Raw genomic sequence first — 21,199 nt, forward strand, 5'->3', positions numbered from 1 at the left:
AAGTTACCATGATAATATACGGAAAACAACTATTTTTACATATTTTGAACAAGCGACCACAGATACTAGAAGAGATATATCTCTCAAAGGAGTGTGACAAAAAACTCTTCTCTAAAATTTGTGGCACAGGCAAAAAGATCATTCGCGTGGATAATCAAAAAGCGCAGTCTTTAGCTCGCGGCGGAAACCATCAAGGTTTTTTAGCAAATGTTAGTGAGTTTGAATTTTCAGACATTGCCGAGCTTAAAAAGCTAAATTTTATCGCTATTCTTTATGGCATAAGCGATGTTGGCAATATCGGTGCTATCGCTAGAAGTGCTTATGCTCTAGGCTGCGAAGGTCTTGTGATAGTGGCAAAAAGTATAAATATGCAAGGCGTTTTAAGATCAAGTAGCGGCGCTGCCTATGAGATACCAATAGCGATTTTTGAAGACGGACTTAGTTTGCTAAATGAACTAAAGCAATTTGGTTTTAAAATTTATGCAACTGCAAGTAATGGCAAAAACGTAAAAGAGATGAAGTTTGCCGGTAAAAGAGCTTTGGTGATGGGCTCAGAGGGTGAAGGCATACCGCAAAAAGCTCTAGCAAAGTGTGATGAGTGTATTGGTATAAAGTTAAAAGAGGGCTGGGACTCCTTAAATGTAAGTGCAGCTTTTGCAATAATTTGTGACAGGATGATAGATGAATGAATTAGAGAATTTAAAAGAGATAGGTATAAAGGAAATTTCACGTAAAACGCATATTGAGCCTACATTTTTACAATATATTTTTGATAAAAATTTTGAAAAATTATCACGTTTAAATATTAGAGGCTATGCCAAAATTTTACAACGTGAATATAATGTTGATTTGAGCGAGTTGCTCGCTGAATACGATGCCTTTATGCAAGAAAACACTCCTGATGAGAGCCACAAAACTAAAGTTACTCCAAAAATTTCTTCTTACACTCCAAAAGATATTACCATACAAAAACAAAGCGGTAGTGGCGGTGCTGGATTTTTATTTTGGCTCATCATTTTAGCTATTATCGCTGGTGGGGCATATCATTTTGATGCTTACAAATATATCGAGAATTTTTTATCGTTTTTAAATGATGAGAATAAAAGCGTGAGCTATTCGCAGTCAAGCATAGTAAATGAGGTGAAGAAAAATATCATCGATACAAATATCACCATCTCTCAAAATAGCCCTAAAATAGAAGCAAACGTATCAAGTGTAAAAATTTCAGCTCCAGTTGAGCAAAATGTGACAACAAGTCCTGCAAACATGGAGCAAAATGCTGTGAAGCCAAGCATGGCGGCTCAGCCAGCTCCTAAGATAGAGCAAAACATTACAAAGCCACTAAATGAGGCGGTCATTACACCAAAACAACGTGTCTGGATAGGCATCATTAACCTTGAAAATGGTCAAAAAGTATCAAACGACACAAGTAAAAGCATAAATATAAATTTGGACCAAAGACAGCTCGTAGTTTGTGGAAATGGCAACATTGAGCTAAAGATCGGCGATAAGGTGACAAAATATAATCCAAGCCGTCCAGCTAGATTTTTAGTAGAAAATGGAGAGATGAAATTTGTGAGCTATGATGAGTTTGTAGAACTCAACAAGGGCAAATCTTGGTAAGAAAAATAGCGATTTTCACCGCTTTTAGTGTATTTGCCTATGCTTTTAGCTTACAAACTAGTGCAAGTGCTTTAAGCAATGTTGAAAATGTGCAAATTTCTTTAGAAAATTTAGACCAAAATGGCTCACTCAATGTCAATGAGCTAGTATCAAGATTAAAACAAAACTCGAGTTACGATAGCATTTCATTTGGTTCAAATAGTTTGAATTTAAAATTTATAAGTGAGCAAAAGGCTCCTTCTACATTATTTGTAAAATCAATAAATTCAACTCTGGATGATGCCAACATAAGTATCTCAAGAATAAATTCTCTAAAAAATGGAGATCAAATTTCTTATGGAATTTCGGCCATAAAAAATGGTGGAATAGATCCAAGCTTATTAAGCTTAGCACTTAGTCAAAGCGGTTTTAAAATTTTAGGATTTGATAGAGTTGATGGGAATTTAGAGATATTTTTAGATGCTCAGAATATGATCCTTAAGGCTGCAAAGGTAAATTTTGACGAAGAGACGCCACTTTTAAAAAGCGGTGGTACTTATTTTGTTGATGTTGAGGGTGCAAGTAGTCTGGATATCGCATCAAAAGAGTCAAATAGATGGATGCCACTTGTTAGGATTTATGATAAAAATTTAAATCAGATCGACTCTATAAAAGAAGAGCAAGCAAAAACCGCCATTTCTATAAATTTAGCAATAGGCGCAAAATACGCATTAATTAGCGACAATGTTGATATAAATAATATAAAAAATGAGATAATTATCAAGCTTATAAAATAGGAGCAAGCAGTGTTTGATGAGATAAGATTTAATACGATTGAGCGTTTGCCAAACTACGTTTTTGCCGAAGTAAATGCTATAAAAATGGCAGCGCGCAGAGCTGGCGAGGACATCATCGACTTTTCTATGGGCAACCCAGAGGGCAGAACACCACAACACATCGTCGATAAACTATGCGAAAGCGCGCAAAAAGATAAGACCCACGGCTATTCAGCCAGTGCTGGAATTTATAAGCTTCGCCTTGCCATTTGCAACTGGTACAAAAGAAAATACGACGTAAATTTAGACCCAGATACCGAAGCAGTCGCCACGATGGGTAGCAAAGAGGGCTTTGTTCACTTAGCTCAAGCCGTGATAAACCCAGGCGATGTGGCTATCGTGCCTGACCCTGCTTATCCGATACACACGCAAGCGTTTTTATTTGCTGGCGGAAGTGTCGCAAAGATGCCACTTCACTACAATGATAAATTTGAGCTAGATGAGAATAAATTTTTTGAAAATTTGATCCAAACTATACATGCAAGCTCACCAAAGCCAAAATATGTAGTCGTAAATTTCCCTCACAATCCAACGACCGTGACAGTGCAAAAGAGCTTTTACGAGCGCCTTGTAAGCATTGCAAAGCAAGAGAGATTTTACGTCATATCTGACATCGCCTACGCGGATCTTACATTTGATGGCTACAAAACGCCAAGTATCTTTGAGGTTGATGGTGCAAAAGACGTTGCAGTCGAGTGCTACACACTTTCAAAAAGCTACAATATGGCTGGCTGGAGAGTTGGCTTTATGTGCGGAAATAAAAGACTTTGCGCCGCACTTAAAAAGATAAAATCATGGGTTGATTACGGCATGTTTACGCCGATACAGGTGGCTGCCACAGTCGCACTTGACGGCGATCAAAGCTGTGTTGAAGAGATACGCCAAATTTATGAAAAAAGAAGAGATGTGATGATAGAGGCCTTTGCTCAGGCTGGCTGGGAGCTTAAAAAGCCAAGTTCTAGTATGTTTATCTGGGCGAAACTACCACCAAAAGTTAGTCATCTGGGCAGCCTTGAGTTTTCAAAGCAGCTTCTTACAAAAGCCTCAGTTGCTGTTAGTCCAGGTATTGGTTTTGGCGAGGGCGGAAATGACTATGTGCGTCTAGCTCTTATCGAAAACGAAAATAGAATAAGACAAGCAGCAAGAAATATAAAAAAATATTTGAAAGAATTTGAATGAATGTAGCGATATTGGGCGTTGGAACGGTTGGCGAGTCAGTTGTTAAAATTTTACTAAAAAACAAAAAGCTAATCGCAGCAAGAAGTGGCGAGGAGATAGTGCCAGTCATCGGAGTGGTCAGAAATTTAAATAAAAAAAGAGATGCTGGCATCCCTTTGACTGACGATATAAATAGCGTTATAAATCGCGATGATATCGACGTTTTTGTCGAACTTATGGGTGGTGTGAAAGAGCCTTTTAGAGTTGTGAGTGAAATTTTAAAGCGAAAAAAAGCAGTTGTGACCGCAAACAAAGCACTTCTGGCCTATCATAGATACGCCCTACAAAATTTAGCTAAAAATATACCATTTGGTTTTGAAGCTAGTGTGGCTGGTGGCGTACCGATCATTAGAGCCTTAAGGGAGGGCTTAAGCGCAAACCATATCGTTAGTATAAATGGCATACTTAACGGAACTAGTAACTTTATCCTAACCTCGATGATGGATGAGGGTTCAAATTTTAAAGACGCACTTAAAAAGGCGCAAGAGCTTGGGTATGCCGAGGCTGATCCAACATTTGATGTGGGTGGCTTTGATACGGCTCATAAGCTTCTTATACTGGCAAGCATCGCATACGGTGTACATGGCGATCCAGAGGATATCTTGATAGAAGGTATTCAAAATATTACACCTGAAGATATATTTTTTGCAAAAGATTTTGAATACTCAATAAAACTTCTGGCCATTGCCAAAAAAAGTGAGGGTAAAATCGAGCTACGCGTACATCCAGCACTTGTGCCGCAAAATAAAATGATAGCAAAGGCAAGTGGCGTAACAAATGCGATCAGTGTCGTTGGCGAGGTCGTTGGCGAGACGATGTACTATGGACCTGGAGCTGGCGGCGACGCAACGGCAAGCGCGGTGATCAGCGACCTTATCGACATTGCAAGAGATAGCAAATCGCCGATGCTTGGATATAAAGCGCCGTTTGAATTAAATACGCTTGAGCTACTTGACCGCGATAGGATAAAGACGAAGTACTACTTTAGGTTAAAAGTCGAAGATAAAATGGGTGTGCTAGCAAAGATTACAAATTTGATGAGCGAAAACAACTTGTCGATTGATAGCATACTTCAAAAACCAAAAGATGAGAGCGAATTTGCGGTATTGTTTTTTACGACACATACGAGTCTTGAGGCTGATGTAAGAAGGACAATTGAAATTTTAAAAGAGCAAGAGTATATAAAAGAAGAGCCATTTATGATGAGGATCGAGGAGTAGCTTGGGGTTAAAAGAGTATCTCTTTGGCAAAAGCTCAGAAGATAGGGCGTGCGAATTTTTACAAAAGCTTGGTTTTGTCATTTTAGAGAGAAATTTTCACTCTAAATTTGGCGAGATTGACATTATCGCACTAAGCAGTGATAAAATTTTACACTTTATAGAGGTAAAAGCAACTAGCGGAGGATATGAAGTAGAATACCGACTAAATAAGACAAAATATATAAAAATTTTAAAAACTATAAATTTTTATATGATGAAAAATGAGCCAAATAGAGATTTTCAAGTCGATTTAGTTGTTATAAAAAATGAAAATTTAGAACTAATAGAAAATATTAGTTTATAATAAAATTTATTATTTAGATAAAATTTAAATTTAATTTGTATAATTGCCACATTTTAAAAATAAGGAGAAAAAATGGGAAAATACATCGAACTTACAAAAGAAAATTTTGATGTTACAAAAGAAGGCGTTGCTTTAGTAGACTTTTGGGCTCCATGGTGCGGACCTTGCCGTATGCTAGCTCCAGTGATCGAAGAGCTTGCTGAAGATTTTGACGGCAAAGCAAAAATTTGCAAGGTAAATACTGACGAAGTGCAAGATCTTGCAGTTGAGTTTGGTATCAGATCGATCCCAACATTGCTATTTTTCAAAAATGGCGAGCTAGTTGAGCAAATGGTCGGTGCGCAGTCAAAACAAGCCTTAACTGACAAACTAAATTCGCTTCTTTAATGAGCGAAAAAAGAAGAGGAAGCCTACTTCCTCTTACATATATATTTGGTTCATTTTTTGGTGCAGCTATGATAGCAGCTGCATTTGCGTATAGCAACTATCGTTTTTCACAATATAAATTTGTTGATTTTGCGAAGCTAGTTTTTTACGAAAAAAGCGAAATTTTCACTCCAAAAGAGCCAAAATACACGCTTTTAATCTTCAGCTCAAATCAATCAAAATTAGACGAAATTTTACCAATCAAAAATGAAACAGTTGTGGCAATCGATATCTTTCAAAAAAGATATGAGTCAAACTCAACACTAAAATATATAAGCTCAGATATAAATACGGTCTTGGAGCTAATGCGAAATTTAAGCATCACAAAGCTTCCAAGTAGTGTTGAGATAGTTCATCAAAGGGACGAAATTTATAAACAAAATTCGCCCATAAATGTTTTAGAATAAAGGAAATTTATGCTTGATTTAGCGATCATCGGAGGCGGTCCAGCAGGACTAAGCGCCGGACTTTACGCCACTAGAGGCGGACTAAAAAATGTTGTAATGTTTGAAAAAGGCGAGCCTGGCGGTCAGATCACCTCTAGCTCAGAGATAGAAAACTACCCAGGCCAAAAAGCCCCTGGCGAGAGCGGTTTTGACTTTATGAGCACTTGGTGGAAGCAGTGTAGTGCATTTGGACTAGTTCATAAGTGGGCAAACGTCGTTGGTGTTAGAAAAAACAGCGACGGTAGCTTTGAAATTTTACTTGAGGGCGGCAAGAGCGAGCAGGCAAAGGCTGTCATCGTAGCAACTGGCTCAACTCCAAGACGTGCTGGCTTTAAGGGCGAGGATGAGTTCTTTGGCAAAGGTGTTAGCACATGCGCGACGTGCGATGGATTTTTTTACAAAAATAAAGAGGTAGCTGTTCTTGGCGGTGGCGACACAGCCGTTGAAGAGGCACTTTATCTAGCGAATATCTGCTCAAAAGTCTATCTTATCCATAGACGTGACGAGTTTAGAGCAGCACCTACGACCGTTGAAAAAGCTAGAAAAAATGAGAAGATCGAGTTTATAACAAGTGCGACGATAAAAGAGGCGCTTGGCGATAAAATGGGTTTAACAAAGATCGTACTTGATACTAAAAATGGTGAGCGCGTGCTTGATGTGCCAGGAATTTTCACCTTCGTAGGACTAAATGTAAATAACGAAATTTTAAAAGATGAAAACGGCAAATTTATCTGCGAAATGGCTGATGGCGGACAGGTTAAGACAAATCTTAAGATGCAAACTAGCCTAAATGGACTCTTTGTAGCGGGTGACATTAGAGAGGACGCTCCAAAGCAGGTCATCGTAGCTGCAGGTGATGGCGCAGTGGCTGCACTTAGTGCTATGAGCTACATAGAAAGCTTGCATTAATACTTGAATTTAGCCAAATTTTTGGCTAAATTTTTCTTCTTTTTTTCTATTAAAATTTTGATTTTATACGCATTTTTAAAGCCTATTTGTAATCTATCTATAATAAATTTTATGTTAAATTTCACCTAAAAATCAAAGGATAAATTTTGGTAAGAATAGGCCTTTATGGTGCTAGTGGAAAGATGGCTCAAAGTACCATTTCTTGTTTAAAAGATGAAAAAGATGCCACTCTAAGCATCGCTTTTAGCCAAAAAAATCAGGTTGAAAATTTAAGTAACGAACTTTTGACAAATGACTTTGCTAAATTTTTTGAAGCATGCGATGTGATAATCGACTTTAGCCAAAAAGAGGCTACAGTAGCACTGCTAAACTACGCTAGAACTAATCCAAAACCACTAGTTATCGGTACGACCGGGTTAAATGACGAAGATAAAAACTTACTCCATTTAGCATCTGGAGCTATGCCTATTCTTTACGCAACAAATATGAGTTTGGGCGTAGCTGTACTAAACCGCCTTGCAAGGATCGCTTCAAAAACATTAAGAGAATTTGACATAGAGATAGTAGAGCAACACCATAGGCACAAAAAGGACGCTCCAAGCGGCACAGCAATGACCTTAGCTGGTTGCGTGGCTGAGGCTAGGGATCTAAATTTAAAAGATGTTTTAGTCACTGGTAGAGCTGGCATGGTGGGCGAAAGAAGCAAGGACGAGATCGCAGTCGTGGCGCTTCGTGGTGGCGATGTAGTCGGTCGCCATACGGTTGGCTTTTATAATGACGGCGAGTTTATTGAGCTAAATCACACCGCAACGAGTAGGGCAACCTTTTCAAAAGGTGCGATCAGGGCTGCCATTTGGCTAAAAGATCAAAATAGTGGCCTTTACTCGATAGACGATAGTTTAGGGCTTGATGATTAAATTTGAGCTTGATGATATAGAAAGCTATAAGCTAGAATTTGGTGATAAATTCTACTTGCCAGAGCGTGAAAAGCGTCAAAATTTAAGAACCGGCGATATAGTAAAGCTTATATTTGGATTTGAAGATGATGAAATTGCTCAGGTTGAGCGCATGTGGGTGGTCGTTAGCGAAACAAATAACGGCGAATTTACCGGTATACCGGTATTTTAGACAATGAACCATTTATAAAAGGCTATTTAAATGCTGGCGATGAGATCAAGTTTAACTATAAAAATGTTCTTGAAATTTACAAAGATGATGAAAACTAAAGGAAAAAAATGTGTGCAATAGTTGGTATTATAAATTCTAAAGATGCAGCAAAGACTGCCTATTATGCGTTATTTTCTATGCAGCATCGCGGTCAAGAGGCTAGCGGTATTAGTGTTTGTGATGACGGAGAAATTTCTACTCACAAGGGTAATGGTCTGGTTACAGAGGTCTTTAATGAAGAAATTTTAAGATCACTAAAAGGCGATATGGCTATTGGTCACAACCGATATGCAACTGCTGGTAAAAACTCGGGTCGTGATGCCCAGCCAATAGCCGCTAATTACTCTTTGGGACAAATTTCAATCGTCCATAATGGAAATTTGGTAAATAAAGATGAGGTTAGAGATGAGCTTATTAAAGATGGCGCGATATTTCAGACAAATATGGATACTGAAAATATCATCCATCTAATCGCAAGAAACCATAGCAAACACTTGCAGGACCGTATTATCGCGGCACTTGATAAGATAAAAGGCGCTTATTGTCTGCTTATCCAGTCACGTCATAAAACCTTTGCCATAAGAGATCGCTGGGGTGTTAGGCCACTAAGTCTTGGTAAGCTAAAAGATGGTGGATATATCGTAGCTAGCGAGACTTGCGCTTTTGATCTTGTGGGGGCTAGCTTTATAAGAGATATTAGACCTGGTGAGATGATAGTCTTTGAACATGGAAAAAGTGAGTTTCAAAGCATTCAAATTTATGAGCCAGATCCTAGAATATGTGCATTTGAATATATCTATTTTGCACGTCCAGATAGCGTAATAGAAGGTAAAAGTGTCTATGAAGTTAGAAAAAAAATGGGTGAAGTACTAGCTAAGAAGAGCAAAATTAAAGCAGATTTCGTCGTACCTGTACCAGATAGCGGAGTACCAGCAGCACTTGGGTATGCAAATGAGAGCAAGATCCCTTTTGAGCTAGCTATCACTAGAAACCACTATGTGGGTAGAACCTTCATCGAGCCAAGCCAAGAGATGAGAAATTTAAAAGTTAAGCTAAAACTTAACCCGATGTCATCGGTTCTAAAGGGTAAAAGTATCGTTGTTATCGACGATAGTATCGTTCGCGGTACTACTTCAAAAAAGGTGGTTGATCTTTTAAGACATGCTGGCGCTAAAGAGATTCATTTTAGAGTCGCATGCCCTGAGCTTAAATACCCTGAGCGATACGGTATCGATACGCCAAGCTTTGAAGAGTTAATAAGCTCTAAAAAAAACGCAGAGGAAGTAAGAGAATATATCGGTGCAGATAGCTTAGAATTTTTAAGTATAGATGAACTTAAAGAAAGTATCGGCAATGAGCGAAGATATTCGCTTGTAAGCTTTGATGGTGACTATTTCATAAAGTGAAAAATTTAGCCATTTTTTTACTTGTTGCACTATTTTTTAGCGGTTGCTCACAAAAGAATCCAAGTAAAAAAGATGAAATTTCTATTTACGTAAGCTACTACGAGATAAATGGTACAAAACAGCGGCTGCAAATAAAAACCATTCAAAATTTCGCAGAACAAAATGCTAGTGTGCCATTTTTTGGTGTAGTCAATTTTTTAGCAGAAGATAAGATTTTAAATGCTTATTCGCTTGCAAAGGGCACTATAAACGTACTTGAGATAAATAATAGCTCTATAAATTTAAATAAATCAAGTGATATATTAGCTTTAAAAAAAGCTAATGATATAAAATTTTATGAGATAAGACCTGATGTGCTTGAGAGTGTTAAATTTAGCTCACAAAATAGTGTTTGCGGTGATTTTTTGATGCAAAAACCAGTGTATGTAAATGTAGCAACAAACTACTATTTAAGAGATGATAGCTTTTTTGCAAGCATTATAGAAGCAAATTTCTTTTATAAAAAAGGTGCAAAGATCCTAAAAAAAGAGTTTGCTTACAATATAGCTGAGGCCAAAATCCTAGAAGAAGCAAAAGAATTTACGCAAAAGACAAAACAACTTTTCTTAAATGACCTACAAAAATTGGGTAGGCTACTTGACATACTTTGTACTTTTTAAAACTTTAACTTAAAAAATCGTGTTTATTGCAGATGCTAAAAAGATAAAATTTACTCTAAAATCAAACTAAGACTTAACGTTTTATCCTATGAAATTTGTAAAAATTTGCTTTAAATTTGATTAGTAGCAATTTAGTTTTGTGATATTCATGCCATTTTTAAAGTAAGGCGGATATGGCATATATACGGTAAATGGTGTGCTTTTTTGCTTTGGTAAATTTTTGGCTACATCAAATTTATATTCAACTGTATTTGGCCTCTCGTCCTTATCTGTGCCAAGAACCCATGAGAAAAATGAAAGCCCACTCGGCTTAAAAAATGCTTCACCGCCAAGGTCATTTTTATTTAGCGGTTGGTTGATTAGTTTGACTGTCAGCGTGCAGTTGCTAATTGTAAATTTACCAATATTTCTCACTTGTCCCTTAAAAACAATACTTTCATTTCGCAAAATTCGCTCACTTTTTACATTTTCGAGCATACCTTTTTTTGTATATTTATCAAGCACTAGCATTAAAAAAACAGCAAGTGTGGTTGAGACTAGAATGTTTGTAAAAAATAGTGATAAAAATAACTTTCGCTCAGCTCTAAGTGAGAGAACAAGAAATAAAATGGAAAGCAGAGCAATCGCAAAAAGAACGATAATATGAACGATCGTAAAATATGCTGAGCTCATCAAAAACACTCCACTTTCTTAGAGATATTGTAGTCTATAAATGCGAAATCATTGACAAATTCTTTAACCTCAATACTTTGCTTTGGTAAAAATTCTTCGTTTAAGATGATTCTTTTTCTAGCAAATGGATTAAGCGAGTTAAAAAAATCTTTCGTATTTTGCCTTGAGCTTAGATAGAAGTCAAGCTCGATTTTACAGATACTAAGTGCATTATTTGAATTATTTGTAATATTAAAATCAACCATTAACGCATCAACATATTGAAGCTGCTTGGTGGTTATTTTGCTTATGCTAACTGGCCTTAAATTTTCATTTATATATTTGTTCGCGTAGTAATTACCTACAAAAAGTCCGAAAAAACCAGCTAGAATAAATAAAAATCCTATCTGCCACCACGACTTTATCGCGATAAAAATCCCTAAAAGCACAATTAGTATAAATGCTAAAAATATCCAGCCATAGGTTAGAAAATCAATGAGCTTTGCATTTTGCAATACAAAAAGCAAGTTGTGCTTAATGCTATTTAACATCTCGCGATCTTTTCTCTTCAATGCCGCTCATACCAAAACGCCTTGCAAGTTCGTTTTTTACAGCATCTGGATGGATATTATGGGCTGAAAGTGCTACAAGTGCATGAAAGCAAAGGTCAGCTGCTTCATAGATCAGATCATCTTTTGCTTTTTGCTCATTTTGCTTTGAGTTTTCTGCGAAACTAAGATCCTTTGCGGCCATTATAAATTCGCCAGCCTCTTCGCTAACTTTCTTTAAAATTTGATTTTCGCCTTTTTTAAAAAGACTTGCCACATATGAAGTTTCAGGGTTAGCATTTAGCTTTCTATCTTCTATCACATGGTAAAGCTCATCAAGCAGACCATAATTTGGTTTTTTGACTTCAACTTTTGTATCTAAAATTTTGCCGTCATGCAAATTTATCTCATTAAAAAAGCACGACCTTGCTCCAGTGTGACAAGCTATGCCGCCGTTTTGAATCACTTTTAAAAGTAAAGTATCGTTATCGCAGTCTAAAAAAGCAGCCTTTATCTCCTGAGTGTTGCCACTTTCTTCGCCTTTTTTCCAAATTCTATTTTTAGTGCGTGAAAAGTAGTGAGCGTAACGGCTAGATAGACTTAAATTTAATGCTTCTTCGTTCATGTAAGCAAGCATTAAAACTTCGTTTGTGGTATGATCGCAAACCACTACTGGAAGCAATCCACCAACCTTTTGCCAGTCTATACTTTTTGTTACGCTATTCATTTTTATCTCTCGCTTACTGAGCTAGCTCTTGCTTTATCTTTTGCATCTAGCCAGATGTTTGGCACAGCCCCACCAGGTGTTAAGAAAATTTTAGCATCTTTGTTTTCTTTTAGAGCCTCGTTAAATTTGTTTTGCGTCTCGATCTGCTTTAAATTTAGTAGATTTTGATCGACACTTTTTGCAACCTCTTTGTTTGCATACGCAGTTGCGTCAGCCTCGATTTTAATGGCATCAGCTTTACCTTTTGCTTCAATAATCGCAGCTTTAGCGGTACCTTCTGCAAGTGCAGCTTGTTTTAAGGCTTCTTGATTTGCTCTTTCTACTTCGTATTTTGTTCTCTCGGCCTCTTGTTTAGCGATTTGGACGCGCTCGATCTGCTCTTTTACCTTTGAAGGCAAGATGATCTCACGAAGCTGCACTGTTAAAAGCTCAACTGGCTTATTTGGCTGAGAGTCGATGTCTTTTCTTATGCCATCATCGATTTGTCTTGCTAGATCGTTTCTCTTTGTTGGAAGCTCTTCTGCTGTATATTTACCAGCAATACTGCGAACTACGTCACGAACGACAGGGTCAACTATCTTGCTCTCCCAGCTAAGACCCCAAGAGGCAATAGTTTGAGGGGCATTTTCCGGATTTAAACGGTATTGCACAGTAATATCAATGCTAACTGGCAAATTTCTAGCATCAAGCACTGAAATAGAATTTTTACGTAAAATTCCAGCGCCAACGCCTTGATATGATTTTTGCATTGATTCACCCATATCCTCGCCAGAAGTGTAGTTTATGATCCTAACTCTGGTGTCCACGATGATGATGTCTTGGATAAAAGGTAAAAAGAAGTGAAAGCCTGGTTGTAAAGGATTTGGCTCATATTTACCTGCTGTAGACTTGATGCCAACTTCGCCTGAGTGAATCACTTTAAATGGCTGAGTGATAGCAAAAATAGCAATAATTGCAATTACAATGTAGGCAAGTGCTCCAAATTTACCAAAGCCACTTGGTAAATTTGGCATTTTAAAGTCCTTTTTGAAGGGCGGCTCTTTGTCGCTATTTTGACCTGGGCCTCTGTTGTCATTACCTGGCTTTTTTTTATTGAAATAATCGTTTAAATCAGCGGGCATTTCGTTCCTTTAAATTTTTAAATATATGTTAAAAATGATTCATATTTTTTATTTAGTCCATAAACTACGTCAAAATAAGCTTTTTGTAGTCTCTTTGTCACTTCGCCTCTAGCTCCGTTGCCGATAATGCGGTTATCTATGCTATTTATTGGTGTTACTTCAGCTGCAGTGCCAGTAAAAAATGCCTCATCAGCAGTGTAGGCCTGATCTCTTGTGATGCGCTCTCTTCTTACTTCGATGTCAAGATCGTGAGCTAGTCTTATGACTGTATCTTGAGTGATGCTAAGTAGGCTGTTGTCGTTTGGTGGAGTGATTAAAACGCCGTTTTCAACGATAAAGAAGCACTCGCCTGGACCTTCAGCCACAAAGCCCTCGCTATCAAGAAGTAGTGCCTCGTCGTATCCAGCCTCTTTTGCCTCGTAGTTTGCCATTTGTGAGCTTAGGTAGTTTGAGCTAGCTTTTGCTCTGTTCATTTGAGCAGCAGGTGCAAGTTTGGCAAAGCTTGAAATTTTAACTCTGATGCCTTTTTCTAGGCCTTCATCGCCAAGATATGCACCCCATTCCCATGAGGCGATAGCAGTTTGCACTGGCGCTTTTGTGTGAGCTACACCCATTACGCCGTATCCTAAAAATATAAGTGGGCGGATATAAACATTGCCGTCATATTTGTTTGCGCGAAGAAGCTCTATTTGCGCTTTTTCAAGCTCTTCCTCAGTGTAAGGTACATTTAAAACGGTCATTTTTGCTGATCTTAAAAGCCTTTTTGTATGATCTTGAAGTCTAAAAATAGCTAGACCTTTTTTTGTTTTATAAGCTCTTGTACCCTCAAATACGGCATTAGCGTAGTGCAAAGAGTGAGTTAGAACGTGTACTTTTGCATCGTCCCATTTAACTAATTTTCCATCCATCCAGATAAATTCTGAAGCATTCATTGTTAAACCTTTCTTTTTTCTTAGAAATTTTGGTCTGAGTTTATCTAAAATTGCTTTAAATTTACATTTCTAAGACCAAAATTTGCAGATATTACCCGCTAAAACTACTTATCTAAAAGCTCTTGTATGATCTTTGCCATCTCATCGATTGATGAAGCTGCGCTTAAGTTTATTAAGTATTTGCCACTTACTACAAAAGCTGGCACGCCGCTAATGCTAGCAACATCATAAGAGGCGAACCATGCGTCTAAAAGCTCTTTTACTCTTTCGCTATTTAGTGCTTTTTCGTAGTCGTTCTTGCTCACGTGAGCTGCTTTAAGGGCTAAATTCATAAATTTTTCTTTATCTTTGCCATCATTAAAATCATCTTTCTCATCATGTCTTGCTTTATAGATCACAAATTTTGCTTGCTTAAATTTTGACTCATCGCTTAGTAGATCAGTGCCATTTGCCTCATCTATCGATATAAGAGCGGCAAAAATTTTACTTGCAGTCTCGCCAAGCTTGCCTTTTGTGCTTAGATGATATGGGATAAATTTCACATCTTCAAGCTTTGACATCAGCTTTTTTGTAATCGTTCGGTCAAATTTATAGCAGTGTGGGCAGTCGTAGCTAAAGACCTTAACGACCGAGTTTTTAGGTACGTTAAGCGGTTTTGCTAGAGTTTGATACTCCACACCTTCAGTTAGTGCTGATAAATTTAGCGCAAAAAACGCACTTAAAATTAGCATTTTTATAAGCTTCATCTTTGCTCCTTATTTTACAAGATCAGCTAGCACTTTTGCGGCGTGGTCTTTGGCTTTTACGCTTTTATAAATTTTAACTATCTTGCCGTCTTTGTCGATCACAAATGTACTTCTTGCGATACCAAGATACTCTTTGCCATAGTTTTTCTTAACTTGCCAAACGCCATAAAGCTTTGAAATTTCTTTATCCTCATCACTTAATAGAATGTGCTTTAAATTTTGCTTTGCTATAAAGCCAACGTGAGACTTCACACTATCTGGGCTAACGCCGATTATAACTGTATCGTTTTTGATAAACTGATCGTAGTTTGCGCTAAATTCGCAAGCCTCAGTTGTGCAGCCTGGAGTGTTATCTTTTGGATAGAAGTAAAGCACTACATTTTTGCCTATAAAGTCCTTTAGTGCGACCTTTACGCCATCTTGATTTAGTGCTTCAAACTCTGGCGCTTTATCGCCAACCTCAAGCGTTATCTTTCTTTCTAAGTCTGTTTTGCTAAATTCGCTCATTTTATCACCTTTCTCTTATCTTCTACGCTTTCGCCACCTACGCCGATGTTGCTAGCATCGTGAGTTTCTATGAAAATCATCACCGCCTCTTTTTTCTTGCCAAGTACTTTTACAAGCGTCTCAGTCACCTCTTTAAAGACTTGATCTTTTTGCTCTTTTGTCGGCTCTGGGCCTGCTATTTTGATATTAACATAAGGCATTTTTTGCTCCTTTTTAAGATGTAAAATATTAGCCAAAATGAGTGAAATTTCAGATTAAAGCCTTTATTTAAGAATTTGGCATTAAAATACAAAAACTTGTTACATAGGAGCGAAAAATGGACTACAACAAACATAACAAAGGCTTTGTTTGCTTTATGTATAGCTTTGGACGAAGCAGGGCAGTTTATGCTGTTTTGATGTTTTTAGTCATATTTTTGCTTGGTTTTTTGACATTTGGCTCAAGTGCTCAAGCTGACATTTTAAATTTACAAATAGCCCTTGGCATCATACTTTGCAGCCTTTTGCTGATCCTTGTAAATCCTAAAATTTTTATCATCAAGCTAATTGGCTATTTAATTTCGCTTGCTGGCGTTATGATCGCTCTTCACAATGCAAATTTACTAGGCGAAGGCTTTAGCTTATATTTTTACGCAAGCCTTATTTTTGGGGCATTTATGATGCTTATGCTTCTTAGCTGGTTTGTCTATAATGCAAGAAGCAGCGAAATAAACGAAATTTAGTTCGCCACTCCCATTAGCACGCTTGTGTAGGTGTTTTGCTTAGGCTCTGAGCTTGTTGCATCGTTTATATTTATGCGGCTAGCCTCAAGCCCAGCTTTTATAAGCGCCTCTTTTACCGCATTTGCACGCTCATTTGCAAGCTCTACTAGTTTTGCTTTATCGACCTCGATGCCCTTTAGCGCCTCTTCTCTTAAGGCTTTTTCGCTTCTATCTTTTAAATTTGGCACAAGTTCATTTAAAACTGCGATGTAGTCTTTGCCGCTTGAAGCGATGATTTGATTGATCTTTTGATCTAGTTTTTTATTCTTATAAAAGCTCTCATCGAGTGTTGAGTATGTTGGCGTTATGCTAAGCTTCATCTTAGGTTTTGAGCTAGTTAGCTTTATGAAATCAGCTATCTTAGGCGCTTCTGAGCTTATAAGCTCGCTACTACCCGCAAGAAAATCAATAGAGCTAAGATCTTTGCTGCCAAGTCCTAGGGCGTTACCTAAAAATCTAAAAGGAGCTAACGTAATGTCTGCAAAGAGTTTTTTAACAGCAGCCCAAATGACACCGCCATATTTAAAGTCAGGATCGTCTAAATTTCCCTCAACTGGCAGATCGATATTTATTTGATTGTTTTGATCGCTTAATATCGATATAGCAAGCGAAAGTGGTAAATTTACAGCATCTTTTGAATCAACCTTTTCTCCAAGTGTGAGTGTGTCAAAATTTATAAGATTTGAGCCATTTAGTTTTGAATCAACAACGCTATAATTTAGACTTAAATTTAACTTACCTTTTTTTATTTTATAGCCCAAAAATTGCCCGCTATATGGCGTTATGTCGATTAGATCGATATCTTTAAAATCAAGCTTAATGTCGGTATTTTGCTTTAGCTCAAAAGGAAATAATTTTGCTGTAATCTGAGAAAAGCCATTTTTGCCAACTGTGCCTTTAAACTCACCCGAACTTGGACGTTTTTTATCGATGTCAGTTAGCTTGCCGTTTAGATTTGAAATTTTTGTAGCAAATGGCATAAATAGTGACGCATCTGAAAAATCAACCTCACCGTTGTTAAGTGAGAAATTTTTGATACTAAAATTTAGCTCGTCGTCTTTTTTACTAGCCACCTTTTTACTCTCAGTTTTTTGCTCACTTTGGGCTTTGCTTTTATCTTCTTTTACGATTTTGCTTAGATTAAATTCGCGCTCTTTGCTTAGATGAGCCTTGATAAATGGTGAATTTAAAGCAACTCCAGTAATTTCAAGATTATCTTTAAAAAGTGAAATTTTATCTACACCTAAACTTTTAAATGCGATTAGTTTTTCTTTATTTTTATCATCTAATCTAATATCTTTTACGCTAAGCTTTGCATCTGCTTTTATATCTTTTGCATAGTGAAGCTCGGCGTTTGCACTCATCTCTCCACTTGAAAGATCTGCCTCTAAAAATGGCTTTGCGTAGGCAAAATATTTTGGCAAATTTTTATCTTCAAGTTTGATTTTAGCAGTTATATTAATTGGTTCAAGTTTGATCTTTGAGGTTAGGTCTAAATTTAGCTTTTGTGAGCTTTTCATATCCACTTTTACATCAAATGGCTTACCAAAATCGCTACTTAAATTTGCTATTTTTACAAACAAATTATCAAATTTATGAGCGATCTTCTCGCCCTCAAAAAAGTGCGTCAAAGCGATATCGGCGTCATTTACATTGATATTTTTTATGTCAAATTTAAACTCACTCTCTTTGCTTTTTGAAGCTGATGTATTCTCTTTTTTGGTTTTAGTGTGATGATTGGCTGTTTTTGCCGGCTCTTTCTCACCAAGTCCAAGCTGGTTTATCGCACTTAAGCCACTGTCATTTAACTCCGAGTTAAATTTTGGTCTATTTACATCGATATTCTCAGCGCTCAAAGCCATATTTAAAATATCAAATTTGATCGTTTTTGTAAGCACATCAGCGATATCTAAAATTTCTTTATTTTTTGCCTTTAAATTTATGCCATTTATACTAAGCCCATCAAGAGTTGCAAGGCTTTTATTAGTATCTTGAGTGAAGCTAATATTTGAGATTTTAGTCCCTGCCACATTTGCATTCGCATTTTTACTAAGTGGGGCATTGATACCTTCAAACGCTATTTTTTCAAGCTCTAGATTGGTTTTGTTATTTGCTAAATTTGCATTTAAATTTGAGGCATTTATATCTTTTAGATTTACTAAATTTTTACTGGTTTCGTCTATTTTTAGGGCGTTTGCATTTATGCTATTTAGCGTAGCTGTTGCATTTAGCTCACTTTTTTCATTTAAATTTGCTAAAAGCGAAATATCGTTTAAATTTAGTGATTTTAAGCTTGCTGTTATTGCATTTTTAAATGATACATCGCTTAAATTTATGACATTTAACTCTAATTTAGCATCTATCTTGTCTGCTATCTTACTTGATAGATCAAATTTTGGAAGCTCTAGCTCACCAAGGCTTAGTTCGTTTTTGCCCTCATCTATGTTTAGCGATTTTACATTTAAAAAGCTATCCTTTAAATTTATATTTGTAGCGTTTTCATCGGCAATTAAAGCGTAATTTATTCCTAAATTTATGATCGCATTTTTAAGATTTAGTGTGTCGTTATCGATAAAGCTAATCGCGACTGGATCGATACTAAAATCCTTTATGCTGACGTTGCCCTCTATCCTTAGTGGATTTAGTTTAATATCGCCATTTAGATCGATTTTGTGAGCTAGAGTCGAGTTTGAGTCAAAAATATGGCTGCCTGCGCTATTTTTCTTCGTATTTAGCGAGCTTAGCTCGTAGTTTATATCATCAAAATTTACGTTAAATGGCTTTGTTAAATTTTGATCGCTATATGAAAATGAGCCTTTGATGATTTTTGCGTTATTTAGGGCAAAATTTATAGAGCTAGTGCTGTTGTCTTCGGTGGTTGCGTTATCATCGCTTATAAAATTACTAAAGTTAAATTGTGAATTTTTGTCTCGTAAAATTTTGACATTTGGCTCTTGAAGCCTAAAAATATCAACTTCAACTAATTTTTTAAAGATAGAAAATGGCTTTAGCTTGACATCGATTTGCTTTGTGCTAAAAAGTGGCGAAGTAGTGTTTAGTTCAGCATTTGTAGCATTTAGCTCAAAGGTAAAAGGATTAAATTTAGCACTTTCCACAAAAAGCGTTGCGTTGTAGTCTTTTAGATATTTTGGAGCGATATTTTTGATGGCATAAGGCAGACCAAAAAAGCCAAGAAGCGTGTAAATAAGCAAAAGTGAAACTATGCAGATGGCTGAAATAAGTGCTGTTTTTTTATTTTTGTTCATTATAAAATTTGCCTTGTTATTATCTAAAATAGGGAGAGATTTTACTTTAAAAAAGGTTAAAAGATAGTTAGAAATTTAAAACTTCTATACTATAAATTTACATTTAGCTTAATAACACTTTTATAAGATTCGTATTACTATGCAGAAATATTTTTAAACAAAGGGGATTGTGATGAAGAAAATTTTGCTTGTCTTTTTTTTGTTGTTCGGTGCTCTTTCTTATGCAAATGAAAATGCCATTGTAGTCGCTATCGAGGAGCAAACACCTCGTATAAATCCACTCTATGACGAGGATCACGATCCTACGCTTTCACTCGTTTTTTCGGGGCTTACGAACCACGATGAAAATAGCAACGTTGTGCCAGAGCTTGCGAAGTCTTGGCAGGTGAGCGACGATGGCTTGGAGTATGTTTTTGAGCTAAGAGATGATGCCTTTTGGCATGACGGGGTAAAATTTAGCTCAAAAGATGTGAAATTTACCATTGAAGCGGCTCAAGATAAAAAGCTAAATGCGCCTGCTATCTCAAACTACGAGGTGGTAAAAAGCGTTGAAATTTTAGGCGATTATAAAGTAAAGATCACGCTAAAAGAGCCTTTTCCACCGTTTCTTGATGCACTTAGCTTTGGCGTTTTGCCTGAGCACATTTTAAAAGGCAAAGATATCGCGACTGATAAATTTAATGACGCACCTATCGGCACTGGCGCATACAAGCTTGTAAAATGGAAAAAAGATGAGAGTTTGGAGTTTGTGGCAAATGATAAATTCTATAAAGGTGAGCCAAAGATAAAAAGGCTATTTTTAAAGATAGTTGGCGATGAAAATTTAAGGCTCGTTGGGCTAAAAAGTGGTGAGATCGATGTCGCGCTCATCTCTCCAACCGGCGTAAATTTCATAAAAGATGATAAAAAATTAAGCCTGCTTAAATTTAAAAGTGCAGACTATAGAGCTTTGATGTTTAACTTTAATGATCCTCTTTTTCAAGATAAAAATGTAAGGATAGCCCTAAACTACGCGGTAAACAAAGATGAGATAGTTAAAAATTTATTTCACAGATATGCAAGTGTGGCGAACAATCCTATAGAAAAAAGCTTTGCGAATGATGAGGAGTTTAAATTTAGCTACGATCCGCGAAAGGCTAAGGGGCTACTTGAAAATAGCGGCTTTAAGAAAAACAAGGCTGGCTTTTTTGAAAAAGACGGCAAAGAGCTTGGCTTCGATATCTACGCCTTTAATAACGACATTTTAAGGGTCAATCTAGCCAAAATTTTAAGCAGCGAGCTAAATAAATTTGGCGTGAGAGCCAAAGCCTACGCAAAGCCAAGAACAGCCTTTAGCATAAGCGAGGTTGATAGCTTTATTATTGGCTGGGGAAGCCCATTTGATCCAGATTTTCACACATACAGGATCTTTGGCGGATTTGCCGATGTGAGCATAAATGAAAATGGCTGGAATTTTAACCACTACAAAGATGCAAACGTTGATCTCGCCCTAAAAAACGCAAGATATACAAAGGACGTGGAGCTTAGAAAGAAATACTACAAAGAATTTCTAAAAACGCTTCATGAAAATCCACCTTACATTTTCATAGCCTATCTTGACTATCCGCTCGTTTTTAACAACAAAATTTCAGGCATAAAGACGCAAATTTTAGGCCACCATGGGGCTGGATTTTTATGGAATGTAAGAGAGTGGCAAGTAAAATAGTGGA

Annotated in this window: 24 protein-coding genes; 15 read left to right on the top strand and 9 right to left on the bottom strand. The window is 36.9% G+C overall.

Annotated features, from left to right (window positions below):
* The first annotated feature begins 8 nt into the window (after positions 1–8).
* From rlmB to A3854_RS05185, 13 genes are all read left to right on the top strand, one after another.
* A complete protein-coding gene (rlmB, locus tag A3854_RS05125) occupies positions 9–689 on the top strand; it encodes a 23S rRNA (guanosine(2251)-2'-O)-methyltransferase RlmB (protein ID WP_054196059.1) in 681 nt (226 codons plus the stop codon).
* Positions 682–1,623, top strand: coding sequence for a phosphatidylglycerophosphate synthase (locus A3854_RS05130; RefSeq protein WP_084041597.1), 942 nt, complete (start codon positions 682–684; stop codon positions 1,621–1,623). The genes rlmB and A3854_RS05130 overlap by 8 nt, the downstream gene beginning before the upstream one ends.
* Positions 1,617–2,399 (top strand): hypothetical protein, encoded by a 783-nt coding sequence (locus A3854_RS05135; protein ID WP_084041598.1) that lies wholly within the window; start codon positions 1,617–1,619, stop codon positions 2,397–2,399. Before A3854_RS05130 ends, A3854_RS05135 begins: the two co-directional genes overlap by 7 nt.
* Positions 2,400–2,408: 9 nt before the next feature.
* Positions 2,409–3,617, top strand: a complete 1,209-nt coding sequence (locus A3854_RS05140) for an LL-diaminopimelate aminotransferase (RefSeq protein WP_084041599.1) — start codon at positions 2,409–2,411, stop codon at positions 3,615–3,617.
* A complete protein-coding gene (locus tag A3854_RS05145) occupies positions 3,614–4,876 on the top strand; it encodes a homoserine dehydrogenase (RefSeq protein WP_084041600.1) in 1,263 nt (420 codons plus the stop codon). The genes A3854_RS05140 and A3854_RS05145 overlap by 4 nt, the downstream gene beginning before the upstream one ends.
* Position 4,877: 1 nt before the next feature.
* The gene (locus tag A3854_RS05150) at positions 4,878–5,219 is read left to right on the top strand and encodes a YraN family protein (protein WP_084041601.1); all 342 of its coding nucleotides are present in this window, start codon (positions 4,878–4,880) and stop codon (positions 5,217–5,219) included.
* Positions 5,220–5,291: 72 nt separating this feature from the next.
* The gene (gene trxA, locus A3854_RS05155) at positions 5,292–5,606 is read left to right on the top strand and encodes a thioredoxin (RefSeq protein WP_012001054.1); all 315 of its coding nucleotides are present in this window, start codon (positions 5,292–5,294) and stop codon (positions 5,604–5,606) included.
* Complete coding sequence (locus A3854_RS05160) at positions 5,606–6,052, top strand: hypothetical protein (protein WP_084041602.1); 447 nt, start codon at positions 5,606–5,608, stop codon at positions 6,050–6,052. The genes trxA and A3854_RS05160 overlap by 1 nt, the downstream gene beginning before the upstream one ends.
* A gap of 9 nt (positions 6,053–6,061) precedes the next feature.
* The gene (locus A3854_RS05165; RefSeq protein ID WP_084041603.1) at positions 6,062–7,000 is read left to right on the top strand and encodes an NAD(P)/FAD-dependent oxidoreductase; all 939 of its coding nucleotides are present in this window, start codon (positions 6,062–6,064) and stop codon (positions 6,998–7,000) included.
* Positions 7,001–7,146: 146 nt separating this feature from the next.
* Positions 7,147–7,917, top strand: coding sequence for a 4-hydroxy-tetrahydrodipicolinate reductase (gene dapB, locus A3854_RS05170; protein WP_084041604.1), 771 nt, complete (start codon positions 7,147–7,149; stop codon positions 7,915–7,917).
* The gene (locus A3854_RS05175) at positions 7,910–8,128 is read left to right on the top strand and encodes a hypothetical protein (RefSeq protein ID WP_084041605.1); all 219 of its coding nucleotides are present in this window, start codon (positions 7,910–7,912) and stop codon (positions 8,126–8,128) included. The genes dapB and A3854_RS05175 overlap by 8 nt, the downstream gene beginning before the upstream one ends.
* Positions 8,129–8,235: 107 nt before the next feature.
* Positions 8,236–9,573, top strand: coding sequence for an amidophosphoribosyltransferase (gene purF / locus A3854_RS05180; protein WP_084041606.1), 1,338 nt, complete (start codon positions 8,236–8,238; stop codon positions 9,571–9,573).
* Positions 9,570–10,232, top strand: a complete 663-nt coding sequence (locus tag A3854_RS05185; protein ID WP_084041607.1) for a hypothetical protein — start codon at positions 9,570–9,572, stop codon at positions 10,230–10,232. Before purF ends, A3854_RS05185 begins: the two co-directional genes overlap by 4 nt.
* Positions 10,233–10,352: 120 nt before the next feature.
* On the opposite strand, the gene A3854_RS05190 is transcribed toward A3854_RS05185, so the two are convergent.
* The 8 genes from A3854_RS05190 to A3854_RS05225 all read right to left on the bottom strand — a co-directional run bounded on the left by A3854_RS05190 (position 10,353) and on the right by A3854_RS05225 (position 15,664).
* Entirely contained in the window at positions 10,353–10,904 is a 552-nt protein-coding gene (locus tag A3854_RS05190; RefSeq protein WP_021090969.1) for a DUF2393 family protein, read from the bottom strand.
* Positions 10,904–11,434 (bottom strand): DUF2393 family protein, encoded by a 531-nt coding sequence (locus A3854_RS05195; RefSeq protein WP_084041608.1) that lies wholly within the window; start codon positions 11,432–11,434, stop codon positions 10,904–10,906. Before A3854_RS05195 ends, A3854_RS05190 begins: the two co-directional genes overlap by 1 nt.
* A complete protein-coding gene (gene hisIE / locus A3854_RS05200) occupies positions 11,424–12,158 on the bottom strand; it encodes a bifunctional phosphoribosyl-AMP cyclohydrolase/phosphoribosyl-ATP diphosphatase HisIE (protein ID WP_084041609.1) in 735 nt (244 codons plus the stop codon). Before hisIE ends, A3854_RS05195 begins: the two co-directional genes overlap by 11 nt.
* A gap of 2 nt (positions 12,159–12,160) precedes the next feature.
* Entirely contained in the window at positions 12,161–13,279 is a 1,119-nt protein-coding gene (locus A3854_RS05205; protein ID WP_084041610.1) for a prohibitin family protein, read from the bottom strand.
* Positions 13,280–13,296: 17 nt separating this feature from the next.
* Positions 13,297–14,211 carry a branched-chain amino acid transaminase gene (locus tag A3854_RS05210; protein ID WP_021090882.1) on the bottom strand — a complete coding sequence of 305 codons (915 nt, stop codon included), beginning with the start codon at positions 14,209–14,211 and terminating at the stop codon, positions 13,297–13,299.
* Between the two features lie 104 nt (positions 14,212–14,315).
* On the bottom strand, positions 14,316–14,957 hold the full coding sequence (locus A3854_RS05215; RefSeq protein WP_084041611.1) for a thiol:disulfide interchange protein DsbA/DsbL: 642 nt from the start codon (positions 14,955–14,957) through the stop codon (positions 14,316–14,318).
* 9 nt (positions 14,958–14,966) lie between these two features.
* Complete coding sequence (gene bcp / locus A3854_RS05220; RefSeq protein ID WP_084041612.1) at positions 14,967–15,464, bottom strand: thioredoxin-dependent thiol peroxidase; 498 nt, start codon at positions 15,462–15,464, stop codon at positions 14,967–14,969.
* A complete protein-coding gene (locus A3854_RS05225) occupies positions 15,461–15,664 on the bottom strand; it encodes a tautomerase family protein (protein ID WP_084041613.1) in 204 nt (67 codons plus the stop codon). Before A3854_RS05225 ends, bcp begins: the two co-directional genes overlap by 4 nt.
* A 116-nt stretch (positions 15,665–15,780) precedes the next feature.
* On the opposite strand from A3854_RS05225, the gene A3854_RS05230 reads away from it, so the two are divergent.
* Positions 15,781–16,185: a hypothetical protein gene (locus tag A3854_RS05230; RefSeq protein ID WP_084041614.1), complete on the top strand. Its 405-nt coding sequence runs from the start codon at positions 15,781–15,783 to the stop codon at positions 16,183–16,185.
* Here the strand turns inward: A3854_RS05230 and A3854_RS05235 are convergent.
* Positions 16,182–19,490, bottom strand: coding sequence for a DUF748 domain-containing protein (locus A3854_RS05235; RefSeq protein ID WP_084041615.1), 3,309 nt, complete (start codon positions 19,488–19,490; stop codon positions 16,182–16,184). The genes A3854_RS05230 and A3854_RS05235 overlap by 4 nt on opposite strands.
* A 172-nt stretch (positions 19,491–19,662) precedes the next feature.
* Between A3854_RS05235 and A3854_RS05240 the strand changes: the two genes are divergently transcribed.
* Positions 19,663–21,195, top strand: a complete 1,533-nt coding sequence (locus tag A3854_RS05240; RefSeq protein ID WP_084041616.1) for an ABC transporter substrate-binding protein — start codon at positions 19,663–19,665, stop codon at positions 21,193–21,195.
* Positions 21,196–21,199 lie beyond the last annotated feature (4 nt).

Origin of the sequence: Campylobacter concisus, from assembly GCF_002092845.1 — a bacterium.
GTDB classification, from domain to species: Bacteria; Campylobacterota; Campylobacteria; order Campylobacterales; family Campylobacteraceae; genus Campylobacter_A; species Campylobacter_A concisus_AQ.

Excerpts from the sequence above, each read along its gene's own strand:
- rlmB (WP_054196059.1), top strand. The coding sequence starts at position 9 with ATGATAATATACGGAAAACAACTATTTTTACATATTTTGAACAAGCGA.
- A3854_RS05130 (WP_084041597.1), top strand. The coding sequence starts at position 682 with ATGAATGAATTAGAGAATTTAAAAGAGATAGGTATAAAGGAAATTTCA.
- A3854_RS05145 (WP_084041600.1), top strand. The coding sequence starts at position 3,614 with ATGAATGTAGCGATATTGGGCGTTGGAACGGTTGGCGAGTCAGTTGTT.
- trxA (WP_012001054.1), top strand. The coding sequence starts at position 5,292 with ATGGGAAAATACATCGAACTTACAAAAGAAAATTTTGATGTTACAAAA.
- A3854_RS05160 (WP_084041602.1), top strand. The coding sequence starts at position 5,606 with ATGAGCGAAAAAAGAAGAGGAAGCCTACTTCCTCTTACATATATATTT.
- A3854_RS05165 (WP_084041603.1), top strand. The coding sequence starts at position 6,062 with ATGCTTGATTTAGCGATCATCGGAGGCGGTCCAGCAGGACTAAGCGCC.
- A3854_RS05175 (WP_084041605.1), top strand. The coding sequence starts at position 7,910 with ATGATTAAATTTGAGCTTGATGATATAGAAAGCTATAAGCTAGAATTT.
- purF (WP_084041606.1), top strand. The coding sequence starts at position 8,236 with ATGTGTGCAATAGTTGGTATTATAAATTCTAAAGATGCAGCAAAGACT.
- A3854_RS05190 (WP_021090969.1), bottom strand. The coding sequence starts at position 10,904 with ATGAGCTCAGCATATTTTACGATCGTTCATATTATCGTTCTTTTTGCG.
- A3854_RS05195 (WP_084041608.1), bottom strand. The coding sequence starts at position 11,434 with ATGTTAAATAGCATTAAGCACAACTTGCTTTTTGTATTGCAAAATGCA.
- hisIE (WP_084041609.1), bottom strand. The coding sequence starts at position 12,158 with ATGAATAGCGTAACAAAAAGTATAGACTGGCAAAAGGTTGGTGGATTG.
- A3854_RS05205 (WP_084041610.1), bottom strand. The coding sequence starts at position 13,279 with ATGCCCGCTGATTTAAACGATTATTTCAATAAAAAAAAGCCAGGTAAT.
- A3854_RS05210 (WP_021090882.1), bottom strand. The coding sequence starts at position 14,211 with ATGAATGCTTCAGAATTTATCTGGATGGATGGAAAATTAGTTAAATGG.
- A3854_RS05215 (WP_084041611.1), bottom strand. The coding sequence starts at position 14,957 with ATGAAGCTTATAAAAATGCTAATTTTAAGTGCGTTTTTTGCGCTAAAT.
- bcp (WP_084041612.1), bottom strand. The coding sequence starts at position 15,464 with ATGAGCGAATTTAGCAAAACAGACTTAGAAAGAAAGATAACGCTTGAG.
- A3854_RS05225 (WP_084041613.1), bottom strand. The coding sequence starts at position 15,664 with ATGCCTTATGTTAATATCAAAATAGCAGGCCCAGAGCCGACAAAAGAG.
- A3854_RS05230 (WP_084041614.1), top strand. The coding sequence starts at position 15,781 with ATGGACTACAACAAACATAACAAAGGCTTTGTTTGCTTTATGTATAGC.
- A3854_RS05235 (WP_084041615.1), bottom strand. The coding sequence starts at position 19,490 with ATGAACAAAAATAAAAAAACAGCACTTATTTCAGCCATCTGCATAGTT.
- A3854_RS05240 (WP_084041616.1), top strand. The coding sequence starts at position 19,663 with ATGAAGAAAATTTTGCTTGTCTTTTTTTTGTTGTTCGGTGCTCTTTCT.